Below are 18,769 nucleotides of genomic sequence, written 5' to 3' on the forward strand. Positions count from 1 at the left end.
TGTGCAGATTAACTGTGCATCCCGCTTATTTTGCTTTTTATATACGATGTGTATTTTTGAAGAATATTCAAATCACTAACAGCACTTAATGTTCTAGAACCAACAACGTCTTCAATTTCATTAAACAGTAAGTTACCATCATGATCGATTAGAAAATCAATTCCAACCATCCCAAAATCAAAGTGATTCATAATTTTATGAACCATGTTAATTTGATTGCTACTTAGCTCAAACCATGTAGCAGTTCCACCAAGCTTATAGTTTGCTCTGAAATCTGAATTACTTTCCCGTAATACAGCCCCAACTATTTCTTTACCTACTACGAAAATCCTGATATCCTTACCTATTTGTACATTGGTTGTTTGGATAATAACATCATTTGATTGTATCTGGTTCATACAATCTTCCCATTGGATCTGGTTATTGATAAAAAATACTTGTTTTCCCCCTCTACCAGTAGCTTCCTTTACAACAAAGGGAAAGGACATTGGGGGAGTTGTACGGAGGTTTATCTTTTTCATAAATAGAGTATCAACCATAGGGATTTGGAGTTTACTTACTTCAAAATGAGTTAAAGCTTTGTGATTACATATTCTTGCAACATGAGATGAGTTAAATACAGCTATTCCCATCTCCTCAAGGAGGAGATTTAATAGTGGCTCAGGAGTTCGGACAACAGCAAATACAGGTAGTTCTACCATTGAATGATCCACTAGGATTGTTGGTTGATTTTGAAGAAGTCCTACTTGTAACTGCTCACGTAATATTAACGTAAGGTCTAAGTTTTGCTCTTTTGTTTCGTGAATAAACCAGTTAATATATGCTTTATTTTCATATGCATCTTGCTCACTATAAATTATCCAACCTTTATTCATTTGGATCTACCTCGTTTAATTGCAATAGGATATATTCAATGATGTCGTCTGCTGCATTAATACTAGTGCATTCTAATAGATTTCTAATATGTGCATTTGAATTCACTTCACAAATTAGTGGTTTATCGTGTGGATCCAACAATAAATCAACACCAGCAAAATCTGCTCCAATTGCCTTGGTTGCTTGTATAGCTAGTTTTTTTTCTATATCAGTAGGTTCATACGCTTCCATCGTTCCTCCTGCAGTAACATTTGCTCGAAAATCATTAGATGAAAATCGTTTCATTGCAGCAACAACTTTGTCTCCAACTACCTGTAACCGCAAATCCTTCCCAAAACTAGAGCTTATAAATTCTTGAAAGATATAAGCTTTACCTTGTAATTCGTCTATTTTTTGCTTCAATTGACCTTCGTTATGAATTAAATAGACTTGTTCACCGAAAGAACCAAATGCCTCTTTAATAATCATTGGAAAATCTAAGGTTTCTATTATAGAATCTAGCTTAGGATAAGCTGGATTTTGATCGTTACGAACAAAAATCTTTGGGGCAATAATTGTCCTTGGTATTGGTAGCTGATGTTTTGCTAGCTGTTGATAAGTTGCAATTTTATCATCACTAATTTCAATAGCGGATGAACTATTAAAAACAGGAATACCTAATAATTCAAATTGCTTCGCTAAATATAGATCTTTATCTGTAAATAGTACATAATCAGGTAATTCCTTGTCTTTGTTATTCTTAATTGTCAGTTGGTCAGAACTTAAGAATGTTAATAAATCATTGTTCCGGTAAATAGTTGTTTTACTACTTTTTCTTGTTGCTGCTTCTTGTAGCATTTGAGCAAAATCTATGAATTTTTCACTCTGCAAATTTCCGTTATAAATAATCCATCCAGTTTTATTCATATACCGTATGTCCTCTCTTATATGCTATACTTTTTTTAACTTACTAAGAAGTTGGTGTTGTAATTTATGTTTAAGAATATGGTACAGGTTAACGCTTTTTTTCAAAGTAGGAATAAACTAGGCATTAAACCAGGTTTAGAGCGAATCCAAAAATTATTATACTTACAAGGCAATCCAGAGAACAAATTAAAAGCAATTCATGTTGCTGGTACCAATGGTAAAGGCTCAACGATTCAATATATAAACAATGCCTTAATGGCGAATGATTATCGGGTTGGTGTATTTACTTCCCCAAGTATGGATGGACTAGAAGGTCATATTTTAGATAATAATCATCCGATAAGTAAAGAAGTGTTTCTTGAGTTGATTAATGCCTTATATCCGTCTATCAACCAATTAGACAAGGAAGGTATGCAACCATCTGAATTTGAAATCATCACAGTATTAGCAATTATGTATTTCTCTTCCAATGTAGATATTGCCATAATTGAAGCGGGGATGGGTGGGAGAGAAGATACAACAAATTGTTTTATTCCTATTTTGTCCATTATAACAAATGTAGATAAAGATCATACTGCTTTTTTAGGAGATACGATCGAACAAATAACCTATCATAAAGCTGGAATTATCAAAGAAGGTGCTCCTGTGGTAGTTGGAGAAGTAAAGGATAGTAGTTTTAAAATTATTGAAGCGGAAGCACGACTCAAAAAAGTTCCGATCTATTGTATCAATAAAGATTTTTATTATAATAATTTATCAATTAAGGGTAATTTGCAACAATTTTATTGGAATGATAAGACCGGTAATAATCTATTCATAAATCTAAAAATGCAGGGAGAACATCAAGTAAAGAATTCCTCATTGGCCATTATGGCATTAACTTTAATGAAAGAAAAAGGGTTTAGATTAGATGTATCACATGCTATAGAGGCAATAAAAACTTCCACTGTTCCTGGAAGGTTCGAAGTAGTTTATAATCATCCAATGGTTATAATTGATGGAGCACATAATACTGCAGGAATTCAAACATTTTTACAAACTGTCTCTGTACAAGAAACTGGCAAGCAAAAGCATTTAATTTTTGCTGGTTTCAAAGATAAAGATTTACAGACTATGGTCAATCAATGCTTACCATATTTTGATTCGATTACATTAACATCATTTCAACATCCTAGAGCTGCTTCTGTCTCAGAAATGTTGTCATTTGTAAATTCACGAAAGGTTACAGTAGAACCACATTGGAAAAGTTTCATGCATAAGGTAACAGAATTAGATGAGGTGGACTATTATGTAACCGGCTCTTTACATTTTATTACTATGGTGAGAAAGTTCTTCACAAAAAAGAAGATTTGAAATAGAAAGCAAATATAAATCAGTCCTTATCTATGGTTAACAGGGTTATCTTTCTTAATTCGAGTTTTAATTACAACAATTCTTATGCTATAATCGATTTATCAGAAAGTTTTTAAAAAATGAGAAAATAGTCATGTTTTGTTATATGTGGAAATTAATTAGAGGGACGGATTTTATCTATGATACCTAAATGGAAAATGAATATACTGTGGTTAATAACAGTTGTTGCTTGGCCAATGATCCTCTGGCTATCATACCATTATTACTATATAAATATAGATGGAAATTGGGTTGATATTTTTCTTTTCGGTATTTTTATGGGAATCGTCGCATTTTTCCCTTTAACCATCCAGGATGCGCCAATTTTTTTCGTAAATGGAATTAGTATAGCTGTATTTTTATCGTTTGGTTTGTTTGTAGAAATTATCCTTACGTTGCTAGCTGTTGGAATTGTATTATTTAGATCTGGATTGAAGAGAAAGGAATTATATCGTATTCCCCTTAATATGCTTATGTTTTCCATTGTTTCCGTTATTAGCGCGGAGATTTACAAGTGGATTGGTGGTACACACAGTGAAAATATATATGGTAATACTATCGAAATTGTAGCTATATTTGGGTATGCCATATCTATTTTTATTGTAAATCAATTGACAATAAAAATGGTCCAACGGTTGTTAATGGGACAAAAAAGTAAATTCTTTGATAAAGGTTTGCGCTGGGAATTGACCTCCTCACTATTAATTATCCCTGTAGGTTTTGTATTGTATTTACTATTTTCTGAGATTGGTAGAGCAGCGATCTTCTATTTAAGTGTTCCTTTCATTAGTATATCTGTTATTTTAAAACTTCTATATTCCTATCAAGAAATTAATCGTTTTCTAAAGCGTACTGGAGAAGTTGGGCATCAATTAGCGCAGAATCTAGAGGTTAAAGAAGTGTACAATGTATTTATGCGTGAATTGGTAAATTTATTGCCAGTTGATTATGCTTATGTCTATCAAACTACTGAAGATGGAAAATTAACATTAGTTCGCTCGGAGGATGTGGAAAATAGTACAACAAGGAAAAAAATTAAATGGCGCGAACCTTTTAGCGAAAGTGTTTTGACTTCTAAATTACCGCTATTTTACAAAAGTAAAAAAGATTGGTCATCCTTCCATCATATAGAGACTCCATTATCTATTGAGAGTGTACTATCATTACCAATCGAATATGGCGATCAGGTTATAGGAGTAGTAACCGTTATATCCTCAGAGAAAAGAATGTTTGAAAAAATACATCACCGAATATTAAATATATTAACAAGTTATTTAGGTGTAGCAATAAAAAATGCTAAACATTATGAACTGACGAAAGCTGATAGCGAAAAAGATGGGTTAACAAAGCTATATAATTATCGTTATTTAGAGAATACGTTAAACAATTTCTTTGAAAATCATGGAAGTAGAAAAGCTCATTGTTCCATGATTATATTGGATTTAGATCACTTTAAAATGATTAATGATACATATGGTCATGAGGCAGGAAATGAAATTCTTCGTATACTTGCTAGTAGGCTAAAAAGATTAATTGGGGAAAAGGGATTGATAGCTAGATATGGAGGAGAAGAGTTTACCATTTTTCTTCCTGACATCGAACTAACTGAAGCGATGGAAATCGCTGAAATTGTGCGAAAGAACATTGCAAGCAATGCTTTTACATTAACTAATCATATACTAAATAATGATAACTTTGTCGAAGTTTCTGTAACAGCTAGTGTTGGAGTAGCATCTTATCCAACACACTGTGAAACTCCAATTGAATTGATACGTTATGCAGATCGAGCAATGTATATAGGGGCAAAACGCAAAGGAAGGAATAAGGTAGCCATATACAACGATCAAAAATCACATGAAATTGTTTAAATGTTTAATTTGTAGAAAGAAAAATTAATAGAATGACAATATTCGCCTTACTTTTTACATTTAGTATGCTAGAGTTGAAAAAAGGATTCTAGCTAAGTGAGGGCGATTCTATTTATGGGCGAAAAGAAAACAATCTCTGTAAAGATAGATCAAAAAAAGGTGGAATTACAAAAAAAGAAAAAGGATTTTCCGAATCCAGAGACATTTTCCTTTCATAAAGGTAATGTTGAGCAAGCAGCTACTACTGACGAAGCAAGGAATGAGGAAGTTCAACCTTTTGCTAGACAATATAGTGATCAATTTGTGCATTCCAAACGAAAAGTTAATCCATCCAACTTCCGTAAAATAAGACCTCTTGTCTTTGCTAGTATTTCTGCGGTCGTAATTGGAAGTATTTTAGGAATAATTTTATTAAATATGTTTGTAAATATTGATGATATAACCAACCCTATGAACCCAACGCCAGTTACATCTATAGACACCGATGAACGAGAAGAACAAACAAATAACAATACTGGAAATGATGGAGAAAATATGTCTACGAAAACACTAGGTACTATGGATGGGTTTGTACTACAGGGTGGAGTGTTTTCCGAGGAAACGAATGCTACTGAAGTGGGAAGAGATTTTGAGGAAGAAGGATTCCAACCAGTAATTTGGAATAGGGATAATCAGTATTATTTATTAGTCGGATTAAGTAATACCCAAGAACATGCAAAAAGTAATGCTGAATCACTGATGGATTTAGATTTGGAGGTTTTTGTAAAGGATTGGAATAGCGGAGAATTGGAAATGGAGTTATCAGAGGAAGAATATAAGTGGTTTCAATCATTCCAAAGTCAATGGGATCAATCGTTAGCTTCCATTAGCACACAAGACAGTATTGTTTTAACAGATTGGAATTCTATATTCGAGAATTCACCACCAAATTCCAATACGGTTGATCAATTTTTAGCTTCAATTGAACCATATACAAGTAAATTACAGGATGCAAGCAATCAGGAATTGCAATATATTCTATTAGGTATGTGGTACGAATTAGAAGCGCTGGCTCACTAATATATTTTTTTCGAACAGGTATTTACAATAATGCCTGTTTTTGTATTTTTCCCTACAAAATATAGTATAAATTCTATTTTTTTATATAGTAATTTTTTGATTTTCCATTGTTTTTAAGTATGATTATGTACTTTTCTTTAGTTGTGTAAAAAAATGGATTAGGCTATCCTCAATATATCTTTACGTTAAGGAGGTATTAGCATGAGTACATCAACCATAATGATTAAAGATGTACCAAAAGAGGATCGGCCAAGGGAGCGTTTGTTAAAACTCGGTGCAAGTCATCTATCTAACCAGGAGATACTGGCTATATTATTAGGGAGTGGTACGAAGGAAGAATCGGTTATGGCCCTTGCCAATCGTGTGTTAATGCATTTTGAAGGGTTAAAGTTATTAAAAGATGCCACAATTGAAGAACTAACCGCAATAAAAGGTATAGGTAGTGCTAAAGGTGTACTAATTTTATCAGCTATTGAAATTGGTAAACGTATGAATGAATATAAACCACTGGAAAGGTATGTTATTCGTTCTCCTGAAGACGGTGCAGATTATATTATGGAAGAGTTGAGAAGTTTAAAGCAAGAGCATTTCGTCGTATTGTTTCTAAATACAAAAAATCAAATTATTCATAGACAAACTATATTTATCGGAAGTTTAAATGCCTCTATTGTTCATCCGCGTGAAGTATTTCGTGAAGCGGTCAAGCGCTCTGCGGCCTCCATTATCGTTGCACACAACCATCCTTCAGGTGATCCAACTCCATCACAAGAAGATATCCATGTAACAAGAAGATTAGTGGAATCTGGAAAAATGATCGGAATTGAATTGCTCGATCATTTAGTAATTGGTGATCGAAAATTTGTATCTCTGAAAGAAAAAGGGTATTTATAGCATGATTTTTTAGCAAACGGAAAGGATAAAATTTTCTTAACCTACAGAAGCAACTAAGTCTTTCACAGAAAAGCTTGGCGAAAGTCAAGTTTTCTAATATAATTGTATAGACAGCTAAAAATTGGCGCCATTTTTCATTTATTGAAGGTGGCGCTTCTTAAAGTTCATGATTTTATAAAGTATCTGGTTAACTTTCTGTAATAGACCTTTGATTGCACTACATAAAATTAATCGATATAGTAAAGCTACAGATAAAGCTATTGGGAAAGGGAGATTTTTTTGGGAAGATTTAGTTTTTCACAAGATCTTGGAATTGATTTAGGAACAGCAAATACACTTGTTTTCGTAAAAGGAAAAGGTGTGGTATTACGGGAACCATCCGTAGTTGCAAAGAATATTGAAACTGGTGAGATTGAAGCGGTAGGAAGTTCCGCTAGAAATATGATTGGGAGAACACCTGGAAACATTACAGTTATCCGCCCGATGAAAGATGGTGTAATTGCTGATTATGATACAACTGCAATTATGATGAAATATTATATAAAAAAAGCAATGCGAAGTAGATCTTATTTTGCTAAAAAGCCAAATGTAATGGTTTGTGTTCCTTCAGGAATTACAATGGTTGAAGAACGTGCAGTAATCGATGCCTCTAAACAAGCTGGGGCAAAGGATGCCTTTCCAATTGCTGAACCATTTGCAGCTGCAATTGGAGCCGGATTACCTGTATGGGAGCCAACGGGAAGTATGATCATTGATATTGGTGGAGGTACAACGGAAGTAGCTGTTATTTCGTTAGGTGGTATTGTTACTAGTATGTCGATTCGTACTGCTGGAGACGATATGGATGAAGCAATTATTAATTTTATACGAAAAAATTATAATCTAATGATTGGAGAAAGAACAGCAGAATCTATTAAAATAGACATAGGTACAGCAGGAGAAGTTACTGAAAATATAGAAATGGACATTCGTGGGCGAGATTTATTGACGGGTTTACCAAAAACAATTACGATTACAGCAAAAGAGATTTCAGAAGCATTACAAGATACGGTAGATGCAATTGTTGATGCTGTAAAGAACACATTGGAAAAGACTCCACCTGAGCTTTCTGCAGATATTATGGACCGAGGCATTGTCCTTTCAGGAGGAGGAGCATTACTAAAACAACTAGATAATGTAATTAGTGAGGAAACAAAAATGCCTGTATTTGTAACAGATAACCCATTAGACAGTGTTGCAATTGGTACAGGGAAATCCTTAGATTACATTCAGCATTTCCGTTCTAATCCCAATGTATCAAGTCGTCCAACTGTAGAATAAGTAGGTGTTTAGATGGCTTTTTTTCGCAAAAAAAGATTATTTTTATTATTAATAGGAATTATTGTACTAGTTGCTCTTATTGGATACTCGTTAAGAGACCGAGAGGAATTGAGTACTGCAGAGCAATTCATCAATGATACAGTGGGGTGGGCGCAAAGAGCCATTCATACTCCAATAAACTATATTTCAACTATATTCAGTAATATAGATGATATGAGAAATACGTATAGCGAAAATCAGCTATTACGAGAAAAATTAGCAGAGTATAAAAGTCTTATATATGAAGTGCAAGAAATTAAAGAAGAGAATGAGGAATTAAGAGAAATTGTAGATAAAATGGACTCAATTAGAGACTACAATCCAATTCATGCGACAGTTACAGCAAGGTCACCTGAGAGATGGGTGGAGCAAGTAACGATTAATAAAGGGTCACAAGCAGGAGTTAAGGTAAATATGGCTGTTATTACTGCTGATGGAATGGTTGGTAAAATACAAAGCACTTCACAATTTACTTCCACGGTCCAATTACTGACAGGTTTTGATCAATTTAATCGAATTTCTGCTACGGTCTCTCGTGAGGATGGAAATGATATTTTTGGTTTGATTGAAGAATATGATAAAGAAAGTGATTCACTTTTATTTAAAATCATTGAAGAATCTGAGCAAGATTTGGAAGAAGGAGAACTTGTTGTATCATCAGGTATGGGTGGTGTGTTTCCGGCAGGGTTAGTAATTGGGAAGGTAAAAGAAGTTATACCAGATCAATATGGTTTAACACGTACCGCATTAGTAGAACCTGCAGCAGACCTATATGAAATAGATAATGTGATTGTAGTAGACCGGATCCTACCAGGTGAAGAAGAGGAGGAGGGAGAACAATGAAACGTTTATTCCTTCCTCTCCTCTTATTTATCTTTTTGGTGTTTGAAGGTGTAGCAATTGAATTACTACCAAATAATTTAGTTGGAGATTTTTTAATTATTCCACATTGGGTATTAATTTTGCTCATATACATTACTATTTTTTATGATTTAGAAGACACCTATCACTCGGTTGTATATGCTTTAATATTTGGGTTATTAATTGATATTGTGTATACAGGAACATTGGGCGTGTATATGTTTACGTATGCTATTGTAACTTATGTCATCCATAGCTTAATGAAGGTGCTACATAGTAATTTCTATGTTACAGTGTTAGCGGGAATTATAGGCGTTGCTCTTGCGGATTTGGCTATATTTGTTATCTATATGGTTGTAGGGATAACAGATTTCGCATGGAGTGTATATGTTGGAAGTCGGTTAATACCAACTGTACTTGCTAATATAGTATTCCTGCTTCTGTTATATCCGTTTATAGCGAAGCGACTTGTTAACTGGAAGCATGAACAATTAAATGGAACTACATAGAATGTTCATGCAGTATGATCCAACATATAAACTTGTGGATCAAACATATATAATGATAAGGTTATACTAACGAGGTGAACGTATTGCATGACACGAAGCAATTAATAACAATAAAAGGTACTCGAGATGGATTGACATTATTTATTGATGATACATGTTCATTTGACGAAGCTTTTAAAGAGCTTAGAGAAAAATTACTAGCGAATCAACCACAAAAAAAAGAACCCTGTGTACCGGTAACGATCAAATTAGGAAATAGATTTTTACGGGAGGAAGAAAAAGATTCTCTTAGTAATTTAATTAAAGAAGAAAATCGCTTTACAATCCAATCTATTGAATCGGAAGTAATTGCAAAAAGTGAAGCACTTTCGTTAATGGAGGATAGTGAAGTTAAGACGATTAATCGTATCGTTCGGTCTGGTCAAGTGCTAGAGGTTACTGGCGACTTACTATTAATTGGTGATGTTAATCCTGGGGGAAGTGTGATTTCTACAGGTAATATATACATAATGGGTAGCTTGCATGGTGTTGCACATGCAGGAGTAAAAGGTGATCGTAGTGCGATTATTGCAGCTTCATATATGAACCCTAGCCAACTCAGAATAGCAGAATATATTAGCCGTGCTCCAGATTATGAATCTGATGGTGTTTACATGGAATGTGGTCTTATTGATGAAGAACAAGATAAAATAATTATTGATCGACTACAAGTTCTAGCACATAGACGAAAAAGTATAAATAGATTCGAAAGGAGAATAAATAATGGGTGAGGCAATAGTAATTACTTCTGGAAAAGGCGGAGTTGGTAAAACTACAACAACTGCCAATATCGGTACGGCTTTAGCGTTAATGGAGAAAAAAGTTTGTTTGATAGATACGGATATTGGTCTAAGGAATCTTGATGTTGTTATGGGGTTAGAAAATCGTATCATCTATGATATTGTCGATGTTATCCAAGAGCGTTGTAAACTGAAACAAGCATTAATTAAAGATAAGCGATTTGACTATTTATCCTTATTACCTGCTGCCCAAACGAGTGATAAAACCGCGGTTACTCCTGATGGGATGAAAAAGATTATAAAAGAATTAAAGCAGGAATACGACTATATTATTATTGATTGTCCTGCAGGAATTGAACAAGGATTTCAAAATGCTATTGCTGGTGCGGATCGCGCAATTGTTGTAACTACTCCTGAAAAATCTAGTGTTAGGGATGCAGATCGTATCATCGGTTTACTAGAAAAAGAGGATATCGAACCTCCTAGTTTGGTAGTTAATAGAATCCGAAATCATATGATGAAGAGTGGGGATATGTTAGATATTGATGAAATCGTCCAAATCCTTTCTATAAACCTAATTGGTGTTGTATTGGATGATGATGAAGTTATAAAAGCGTCTAACCATGGAGAACCAATTGCACTTCAGTCAAAACCAAAAGCTTCTATTGCATACCGTAATATAGCAAGAAGGATTTTGGGTGAAACGGTTCCGTTACAATCATTAGAAGATGAATCTGGTATGTTCCAAAAAGTGAAGCGTTTTTTTGGTATGAGAGGTAATTAATAATAATATTTTCATGCAAATCCATAAATTTAAGTTACTCGTATTTTCTATGTTAATGTGACATTCAATTAGAGAAAGCAATAATAATAGATTTTAGAAGGTGGGATGGAAGATTTTCTCTTTCATTTCATCTTTTTTAATTTAATCTTGATATATCATAACTTCTAAGGTTCTTTCATACACTTGTACAAAAGATGATGAAGGAATGAGAGATTATGAATAAGGGAGTAAAACAAGTAAGGAAGTCAATTATTGAACGCAAGAAAAAGAGAGGGATTTCAACAGATTCTAAGGGGGTTACAACAAAGCAAGGTATTCCATTGCCACAGGATGAAGAAAAACATGGTTATTACCCCAGCTTTTTCGAAAGTTCAGGTGAAAGCACACAAAAAAGTAGGCTAATATCTGGATTCGTCTTAAAAGGTATTCTTTCAGTTATGTTATTTTTTGGTGTAGCTCTATTATGGGAATCAGATTTAGAAATGCTTTCTCAGCCTAAAGAATGGACAAGTAGTGCATTAACAGATGAATTTCCATTTGCAAATGTATATAAATGGTATCAAGATACATTTGGAAATCCTCTAGCATTTTCACCTTCACAAAATCTTGTATCTGAAGGTGTTGCGCCATTGGCTTATCCTGTTAATGGAAATGTAACCGAAACATTTCAAGCTAATGGAAAAGGTATAATGATCGCACCTGGAGAAACAACGAATGTTTCTGCATTAAGCGAAGGAATCGTGATTTTCTCGGGTAACGATCGTACAACCAATAAAACTGTAGTCGTTCAACATGCAGATGGAAGTAAGTCTACTTATGGATACTTAAGTGATATTGATGTTCATTTATATCAATATGTTGCTACCAACCAAAGAATTGGACAGTTTTCTCCGACAACTGAAAACCAAACAGTGTATTTTTCTATTGAAAAAGATAATCAGTATATTGATCCAGTTCAGGTGATAAAAGTTGACGACAATCCGTAAGAACTTGCCTCCGATACATTTACATCCAATTCTTTTAATTTTTATTATTATTGCATTTTTAACGGGTACATTTGTTGAATTAATGATTATTCTATCTATTGTATTTATTCATGAATTAGGGCATTATGTAGTGGCAAAACTATTTAAGTGGAGAATTCGGAGTATTGTTTTATGGGTATTCGGTGGTACAATGGATACGGATGAACACGGTAACAGACCGATACATGAAGAAGCTCTCGTTACCATTGCAGGTCCATTTCAACATATCATCATTTATTTGATTGTTTCGTTATTGCCCGTATATCAGGTTGTTCCACCTTCACTTATTGAATTAATTTTATTTTATAATACGGTCATCCTGTTTTTTAATTTACTGCCTATTTGGCCGCTAGACGGAGGAAAGCTATTATTTTTGCTATTATCTTCATATTTTCCATATAAAAAATCCTATCATGTGATTATTGTCTTTTCGATGATTGTAAGTGTTGTCTTATTGATTGGACAATTGGTGTTTTATCCATTTACATTAAGTACATTTTTAATCATGATTTTTCTTTTTATGGAGAATCGATCAGAATGGAAACAACGATACTATGTTTTCATGCGATTTTTATTGCAAAGATACGAGGGTAACTTTAATCATAAAGGAGTTCGTTCGATCGTGGTACCACATCAATTATCATTGATGGAGGTGTTCGCGCTTTTTCAGCGCGATAAAAAACACACCATCTATATTAAACTCCCTAGTAAACAAAGAGTTGCTGTAGATGAAAATGATTGTTTGTATCGATATTTTTACGAGAAACAATATGCTAAAACAATTGGTGACGTTGCAATGGAAATATTGTAAATGTTCTTTTGCATGCTTGACAAGTAGATAGATTACATGATAACATCAGTATGTTATTCATCGTAGCACCCGTGCTACAACCGCACAGAACAGGTTGTTAAACTCTTTCCTGAGTACCTGTATGGCGAGTCTGAGTTTATTAAGGAGGTGCATAGTTATGTACGCAATTATCGAAACTGGTGGTAAACAAGTTAAGGTAGAAGAAGGCCAAGAAATTTACGTAGAAAAAGTTACAGCTGATGCGAACGAAACGGTTACTTTTGATAAAGTACTTTTCGTAGGTGGGGATGATGTAAAAGTTGGTTCTCCATATGTTGAAGGTGCTACAGTGACTGCTAAAGTTGAAAAGCATGGTCGTCAGAAAAAGGTTACTGTATTCAAATACAAACCTAAGAAAAACTACCATCGTAAACAAGGTCATCGTCAACCTTATACAAAATTAGTAATTGAAAAGATTAACCAATAAGGGATCTATATCATGATAAATGTAACTGTATTAACTGATAATAACCAAATAACAGAATTTGAACTCTCTGGACATGCGGAAAGTGGTCCATATGGCTATGACTTAGTTTGTGCAGGTGTTTCGGCTGTAACATTTGGAGCTGTAAATGCAGTTATTGCATTATGTAACATTGATCTTGATATTGAGCAAGGAGAAGAAGGTGGATACCTTCGTGTTCAATTTCCACACTCTTTGAATGAAGAGATAATGGAAAAAACACAGACTTTGCTTGAAGGTATGATTGTATCATTAGAAACGATTGAACGTGAATATAGTCAATTCGTTAAAATTCATCGTAAATAAGGAGGTGCAGCATAATGCTACGTCTAGATTTACAATTTTTCGCTACGAAAAAAGGTCAAGGTAGTACTAAGAACGGTCGTGACTCTGAGGCTAAACGTTTAGGTGCAAAACGTGCTGATGGTCAAATGGTATCTGGTGGATCCATTCTTTACCGTCAACGCGGTACAAAAATCTATCCAGGTGAAAACGTAGGCCGTGGTGGAGATGACACACTTTTTGCAAAAATCGACGGTGTTGTAAAATTTGAACGCTATGGTCGTGATCGTAAAAAAGTAAGTGTATATCCAGTTGCACAAGAAGCTTAATTTTAATAAATTATGATTAAAACTCCAGCCATCAAAGGTTGGAGTTTTTTTAAACACTAAAAAAGTATACAATGAAATAGAGAAACGCGAAATTGAAGATTTCGGTAATTTTTCGTCATAATGGGGGGAGAAATGTGGAGACTATAGATGTTATCGAATTACTCCGTCGTCAACGACACGATTTAATGAATCATATGCAAATACTTCAAGGTTATCTAAGTATGGGGAAAACGGAAAAAGTTGGGGAGAAACTTCAAGCATTGATAGAGGAATTTCATGCTGAGCGTAAGCTAATGAACTTAAATGCTCCGGAATTTACCATTTGGGTTATTCAATTTAATTCAGTTTATAGTAATATTCGTTTATCATATGAAATACATACGGAATGTAATGATTTGACTCTTATCGATGAACAGTTAAAGAATACTAGCGAAGTAATCAGTGAAGCTATACTCCGATCTGGAGATGATACGGAGTTATATGAAATGAAAGTAGAGCTTACTACTGATAATAACAATGGTTTCATTGATATAAAATATACAATTTGGGGAACGTTTTTGGATAAGGATATGTTTATAGAAAGTATTAAATGTATTGATGAAGGAATAACGATAGATGTAATGGATTTAGAACCTGATTATATATCTTGTACAGTTTCTATTCCATATGACTAGATGAGGTGAGTTTTAATGTTTGTAGATCAAGTTAGTGTTTATGTGAAAGCTGGAGACGGTGGTAATGGATTAGTTGCTTATCGTCGTGAAAAATATGTACCTAAAGGTGGACCCGCTGGTGGGGATGGCGGTAATGGTGGAGACGTCATCTTTAAAGTTGACGAAGGATTAAATACATTAATGGATTTTCGCTATAATCGCCATTTTAAAGCGAAACGTGGTGAAAATGGAATGAGTAAAGGGCAGCATGGTAAAAATGCCGAGCCTTTAATTGTTCCAGTCCCACCTGGTACAACCGTGATAGATGAGGATACCGATCAAGTAATCGCTGATCTAACTACGCACGATCAAGAAGCAATTATTGTTAAAGGTGGAAGAGGAGGACGTGGGAATACACGATTTGCTTCCCCTCGAAACCCAGCTCCAGATTTTGCTGAAAATGGAGAACCGGGACAAGAACGGAATATTAAAGTTGAGTTGAAGCTTATTGCCGATGTAGGGCTTGTTGGGTTTCCAAGTGTGGGGAAATCAACCTTTTTATCTGTTGTTAGTGCAGCTCGACCAAAAATCGCTGACTATCACTTTACAACATTAGCCCCAAATTTAGGGGTGGTTGAAACAGGAGATCAACGTAGCTTCGTATTAGCAGATTTACCAGGTCTAATAGAAGGTGCACACGAAGGAGTGGGGCTTGGCCATCAATTTTTACGTCATGTTGAACGTACAAGGGTTATTATCCATGTAATTGATATGGCAGGCACTGAAGGTAGAGATCCTTACGAGGATTATGTGAAAATAAATCAAGAATTGAAAGAATATGATGCAAAACTAATGGATCGACCACAAGTTATCGCTGCTAATAAAATGGACATGCCAGGCGCTGAGGAAAATTTAGCCGATTTTAAAAAGCAGTTAGGTGAAGATGTATCGGTCTATCCAATCTCTGCACTAACAAAAGAGGGATTAAGGGATATTTTATTTGCTGTGGCAGATCTATTAGATACAATACCAAAATTTGCACCTAAACTGGAGGAAACTGAAGAGAAGGTTGTTTATCGTTACGAAAAAGAAGATAAAGGATTTAAAATAACTCGGGATGATGACGGGGCATTTGTTCTTTCTGGCATAAAGATTGAGAAGTTATTTAAGATGACAGATTTTAATAGAGATGAAGCTGTCCAACGATTCGCAAGACAATTACGTACGATGGGAGTCGACGAGGAACTTCGAGAAAGAGGTGCCGAAGATGGAGATACAATTCGGTTATTGGACTTTGAATTTGAGTTTGTAGAGTAGTCAACAAATGAATGGGGATGCGGTATGAAAGGTCGGGAGCAATTTTACCTTGTCCGAAGTGATGTTTTACCTGAATCGATCAAAAAAACGATAGAAATAAAAAATATGCTTGAACGAGGTAAAGTAAAAACAATTAATGAAGCTACCAAACAAGTAGATTTATCTAGGAGTGCATACTATAAATATAAGGACGCAGTATTTCCTTTCCAGGCAATGGTTAAGGAGAAAATTATAACCTTATTTTTTCATTTAGAAGATCGTACTGGAACATTATCAAAATTATTAAATATAGTTGCTACTGCAGGTTGTAACGTTTTAACAATTCATCAAACGATACCTATACAGGGAAAGGCTAACGTTACGTTATCACTGGATATATCTCAAATAGATGAACATATTGATAAATTAATTCATAATTTAAAGCAGTTGGAGTTTGTGGAACAAGTCTCCATCCTAAGCTCTGGTGTTTGAAGCTTAAGACAAAAGTCGTATCTTAAAGATGCGGCTTTTCTTAGCATTACCTTTCCCAACCTGCATAAATGAATTTAAAATTCTATCGTGTTCCTGCAAAGGTCAAGTTTTCTAATATTATTTCCTTCTTATGGTTCAACTTTTTTCGTTTCTTTGCATATGTTGGTATAGAGTAATTAGCCCAGCTTCAGAAACGAAAGGAGTTCGAGTTAACTTGAAGATTCACGTTGTAAAAAAAGGAGACACATTGTGGGAAATCGCCAAGCAATATGGTGTTGATTTTGAAGAACTTAAACAGCTTAACTCACAGCTATCAAGTCCAGACATGATCATGCCTGGTATGAAAATTAAAATACCAACTACTGCAAAAACTGTGAAAAAGGAAATGCCTAAAAAAGAAGCACCAGTAACTAAAAAACCTTACAAAGATATTTCTCCAAAACCATTACCAGTAATCAAAGAAGATGATAAGAAACCAGTAAAAGAAGTCACTCCAGAAATGCCAATGCCACAGATGCCGCAGATGCCATTGCAGCCTATGATGCAAATGCCAATTATGAGCCAAGAATTTCAACAAGATTTTACGATTAACTTTCCTAAGATGCCTGAAAAGCCTAAAGAAATAAAGAAAGAAAAACCGAAGGAAGTAAAAAAGGAAATTCCAGTACAGGAACCAGTTGAGCAAAAACCGATCCACCAACCAATGATGGAGCCAGTACACCACCCAGTTCATATGGTGCCTTGTTATCCGGTAATACATTATCCATGTCCACCAGTACCTTGTCATCCACATGGACCTATGCCATTTCAACCGATGCCTTATCCTGGTGTGCTAGGAGCTGAATATAATGATGTAGAATCATCTAGTTTTGAAATGCCGGTACAACCGGTGGCTGGCGGAGATTGTGGTTGTAAAGGAAGCGCAACACCGACACAACAAATGGGATATATGCAACCACCATATGGTTATGATCAAGCACACCAACCATACCAAATGCAACCAATGCAACCAATTCAACAACCATTTGTTAATCCAACACAATACCCACCAATGTCTGACTTTAATCAACCTGCATATCCAACCCCTCCAGGTTATCCACCGTTCAGGGAACAGGAAGAGTCATCTAATGAGTAATAATAAGCACAGAGACGATAATAATTACGATCGTCTCTCTTCTTTTTTATACTGGGAGGGCAGTCTAGAAACCAAGGATATAAATCGTATTAAAGATAATGTATTTCTTATTAAGGATAACACTGGAGAAGGTTACATATTTAAGCGACATAAAAATATAAATAATGTTAAACAACAATGGGATTTTTTTTCGCAAATAAAAATGAAATCCATTGCTCCTTTTGTAAGGTATCCAAATGGAAGAAAAATCATTACTGATGGAAATCATAATATATGGACGTTGACACCATATATTCCAGGGATTAAACTAAACTATCGTAGCCAGACAGATCGGAAAGAAGCAGTACTAGCATTAAAGAAATTTCATGATAAAGCAAGTTCTATCTATGTTCAGAACCAGGTGCAAAAGGGGTTATTTTACTTACGTTGGTATGATCGGTTAAAAACATTTCAAAAAACAGAATACTTTTTTGTGAAATATGGTTATGAGAATTTATATAAAGATATTGTTAAAATAACGGAACAATACATTCAATTAGTTTCAAGATTTCCATGGAAAAGAGAACAACGTTATGCTGAAGAACAGGGATTATGGGTTCATGGGGATGTTGCCTCTCATAATTTTATTCGATATAATCGTATTTATTTAATTGACTTTGATTTATTAGCTTGTACCACCCAATTATATGATTATATTCAATTGGGACAACGCTTTTTACCATATATACGATGGGATATAGATCAGTTAGAATCTTATAAGATGATAGATGATCGTTATATTCCAATCTGGCTATTATCAATTGCAATTCCTAGTGATGTATTAAGAGAATGGTTACATTATTTATATCAACATCGCTCAGGTTATGCTATCAAGGAATACTTAGAAGAAATGGAAAAAAATTGGATCAAACGACAAAATTTTATGAAAATGACCAAAAAAATGCTAAAATAAAACAATAC

20 protein-coding genes, 1 pseudogene and 1 other annotated feature are annotated in these 18,769 nt (G+C 34.5%); of the genes and pseudogenes, 19 read left to right on the forward strand and 2 right to left on the reverse strand.

Annotated features, from left to right (window positions below):
- Positions 1–8: 8 nt before the first annotated feature.
- Both GMD78_RS00955 and GMD78_RS00960 read right to left on the reverse strand, forming a co-directional pair.
- Complete coding sequence (locus tag GMD78_RS00955) at positions 9–875, reverse strand: ATP-grasp domain-containing protein (RefSeq protein ID WP_155666242.1); 867 nt, start codon at positions 873–875, stop codon at positions 9–11.
- On the reverse strand, positions 868–1,782 hold the full coding sequence (locus GMD78_RS00960; protein WP_155666244.1) for an ATP-grasp domain-containing protein: 915 nt from the start codon (positions 1,780–1,782) through the stop codon (positions 868–870). Before GMD78_RS00960 ends, GMD78_RS00955 begins: the two co-directional genes overlap by 8 nt.
- 66 nt (positions 1,783–1,848) lie before the next feature.
- Here GMD78_RS00960 and GMD78_RS00965 point away from each other — a divergent pair, with 66 nt between their 5' ends.
- The 19 genes and pseudogenes from GMD78_RS00965 to GMD78_RS01055 all read left to right on the forward strand — a co-directional run bounded on the left by GMD78_RS00965 (position 1,849) and on the right by GMD78_RS01055 (position 18,761).
- Positions 1,849–3,135 (forward strand): bifunctional folylpolyglutamate synthase/dihydrofolate synthase, encoded by a 1,287-nt coding sequence (locus tag GMD78_RS00965; protein ID WP_155666246.1) that lies wholly within the window; start codon positions 1,849–1,851, stop codon positions 3,133–3,135.
- A 179-nt stretch (positions 3,136–3,314) separates the two neighbouring features.
- Entirely contained in the window at positions 3,315–5,042 is a 1,728-nt protein-coding gene (locus GMD78_RS00970; RefSeq protein WP_155666248.1) for a sensor domain-containing diguanylate cyclase, read from the forward strand.
- Between the two features lie 114 nt (positions 5,043–5,156).
- A complete protein-coding gene (locus GMD78_RS00975; RefSeq protein ID WP_155666250.1) occupies positions 5,157–6,101 on the forward strand; it encodes a hypothetical protein in 945 nt (314 codons plus the stop codon).
- Positions 6,102–6,302: 201 nt separating this feature from the next.
- Positions 6,303–6,992, forward strand: a complete 690-nt coding sequence (gene radC / locus GMD78_RS00980; RefSeq protein WP_155666252.1) for a RadC family protein — start codon at positions 6,303–6,305, stop codon at positions 6,990–6,992.
- A 279-nt stretch (positions 6,993–7,271) separates the two neighbouring features.
- Positions 7,272–8,312, forward strand: coding sequence for a rod shape-determining protein (locus tag GMD78_RS00985; protein ID WP_155666254.1), 1,041 nt, complete (start codon positions 7,272–7,274; stop codon positions 8,310–8,312).
- Positions 8,313–8,324: 12 nt separating this feature from the next.
- Positions 8,325–9,194 (forward strand): rod shape-determining protein MreC, encoded by an 870-nt coding sequence (gene mreC, locus GMD78_RS00990; protein WP_155666256.1) that lies wholly within the window; start codon positions 8,325–8,327, stop codon positions 9,192–9,194.
- Entirely contained in the window at positions 9,191–9,721 is a 531-nt protein-coding gene (gene mreD, locus GMD78_RS00995) for a rod shape-determining protein MreD (RefSeq protein ID WP_155666258.1), read from the forward strand. The genes mreC and mreD overlap by 4 nt, the downstream gene beginning before the upstream one ends.
- 83 nt (positions 9,722–9,804) lie before the next feature.
- Complete coding sequence (gene minC, locus GMD78_RS01000) at positions 9,805–10,491, forward strand: septum site-determining protein MinC (RefSeq protein WP_155666260.1); 687 nt, start codon at positions 9,805–9,807, stop codon at positions 10,489–10,491.
- Complete coding sequence (gene minD / locus GMD78_RS01005; protein ID WP_155666262.1) at positions 10,484–11,284, forward strand: septum site-determining protein MinD; 801 nt, start codon at positions 10,484–10,486, stop codon at positions 11,282–11,284. Before minC ends, minD begins: the two co-directional genes overlap by 8 nt.
- Positions 11,285–11,499: 215 nt before the next feature.
- Positions 11,500–12,270 carry a M23 family metallopeptidase gene (locus GMD78_RS01010; protein WP_155666264.1) on the forward strand — a complete coding sequence of 257 codons (771 nt, stop codon included), beginning with the start codon at positions 11,500–11,502 and terminating at the stop codon, positions 12,268–12,270.
- Positions 12,254–13,120 (forward strand): M50 family metallopeptidase, encoded by an 867-nt coding sequence (locus GMD78_RS01015; RefSeq protein ID WP_246187533.1) that lies wholly within the window; start codon positions 12,254–12,256, stop codon positions 13,118–13,120. The genes GMD78_RS01010 and GMD78_RS01015 overlap by 17 nt, the downstream gene beginning before the upstream one ends.
- A gap of 68 nt (positions 13,121–13,188) precedes the next feature.
- Positions 13,189–13,262 (forward strand) — a sequence feature (ribosomal protein L21 leader region).
- A 15-nt stretch (positions 13,263–13,277) separates the two neighbouring features.
- On the forward strand, positions 13,278–13,586 hold the full coding sequence (gene rplU / locus GMD78_RS01020; protein ID WP_155666265.1) for a 50S ribosomal protein L21: 309 nt from the start codon (positions 13,278–13,280) through the stop codon (positions 13,584–13,586).
- 12 nt (positions 13,587–13,598) lie between these two features.
- Positions 13,599–13,928: a ribosomal-processing cysteine protease Prp gene (locus GMD78_RS01025; RefSeq protein WP_155666267.1), complete on the forward strand. Its 330-nt coding sequence runs from the start codon at positions 13,599–13,601 to the stop codon at positions 13,926–13,928.
- Between the two features lie 14 nt (positions 13,929–13,942).
- The gene (gene rpmA, locus GMD78_RS01030; RefSeq protein WP_155666269.1) at positions 13,943–14,233 is read left to right on the forward strand and encodes a 50S ribosomal protein L27; all 291 of its coding nucleotides are present in this window, start codon (positions 13,943–13,945) and stop codon (positions 14,231–14,233) included.
- Between the two features lie 134 nt (positions 14,234–14,367).
- Complete coding sequence (locus GMD78_RS01035; RefSeq protein WP_155666271.1) at positions 14,368–14,907, forward strand: Spo0B domain-containing protein; 540 nt, start codon at positions 14,368–14,370, stop codon at positions 14,905–14,907.
- A gap of 15 nt (positions 14,908–14,922) precedes the next feature.
- Positions 14,923–16,203: a GTPase ObgE gene (gene obgE, locus GMD78_RS01040; protein WP_155666273.1), complete on the forward strand. Its 1,281-nt coding sequence runs from the start codon at positions 14,923–14,925 to the stop codon at positions 16,201–16,203.
- Between the two features lie 24 nt (positions 16,204–16,227).
- A complete protein-coding gene (locus GMD78_RS01045) occupies positions 16,228–16,674 on the forward strand; it encodes an ACT domain-containing protein (RefSeq protein ID WP_155666275.1) in 447 nt (148 codons plus the stop codon).
- Between the two features lie 214 nt (positions 16,675–16,888).
- Positions 16,889–17,033, forward strand: a pseudogene (gene safA, locus GMD78_RS21900) (SafA/ExsA family spore coat assembly protein); the annotation flags it as partial.
- A gap of 768 nt (positions 17,034–17,801) precedes the next feature.
- Positions 17,802–18,761 (forward strand): protein kinase family protein, encoded by a 960-nt coding sequence (locus GMD78_RS01055; protein ID WP_155666279.1) that lies wholly within the window; start codon positions 17,802–17,804, stop codon positions 18,759–18,761.
- Positions 18,762–18,769: the final 8 nt, after the last annotated feature.

The organism is Ornithinibacillus caprae (assembly GCF_009728145.1).
Lineage (GTDB): Bacteria > Bacillota > Bacilli > Bacillales > Amphibacillaceae > Ornithinibacillus > Ornithinibacillus caprae.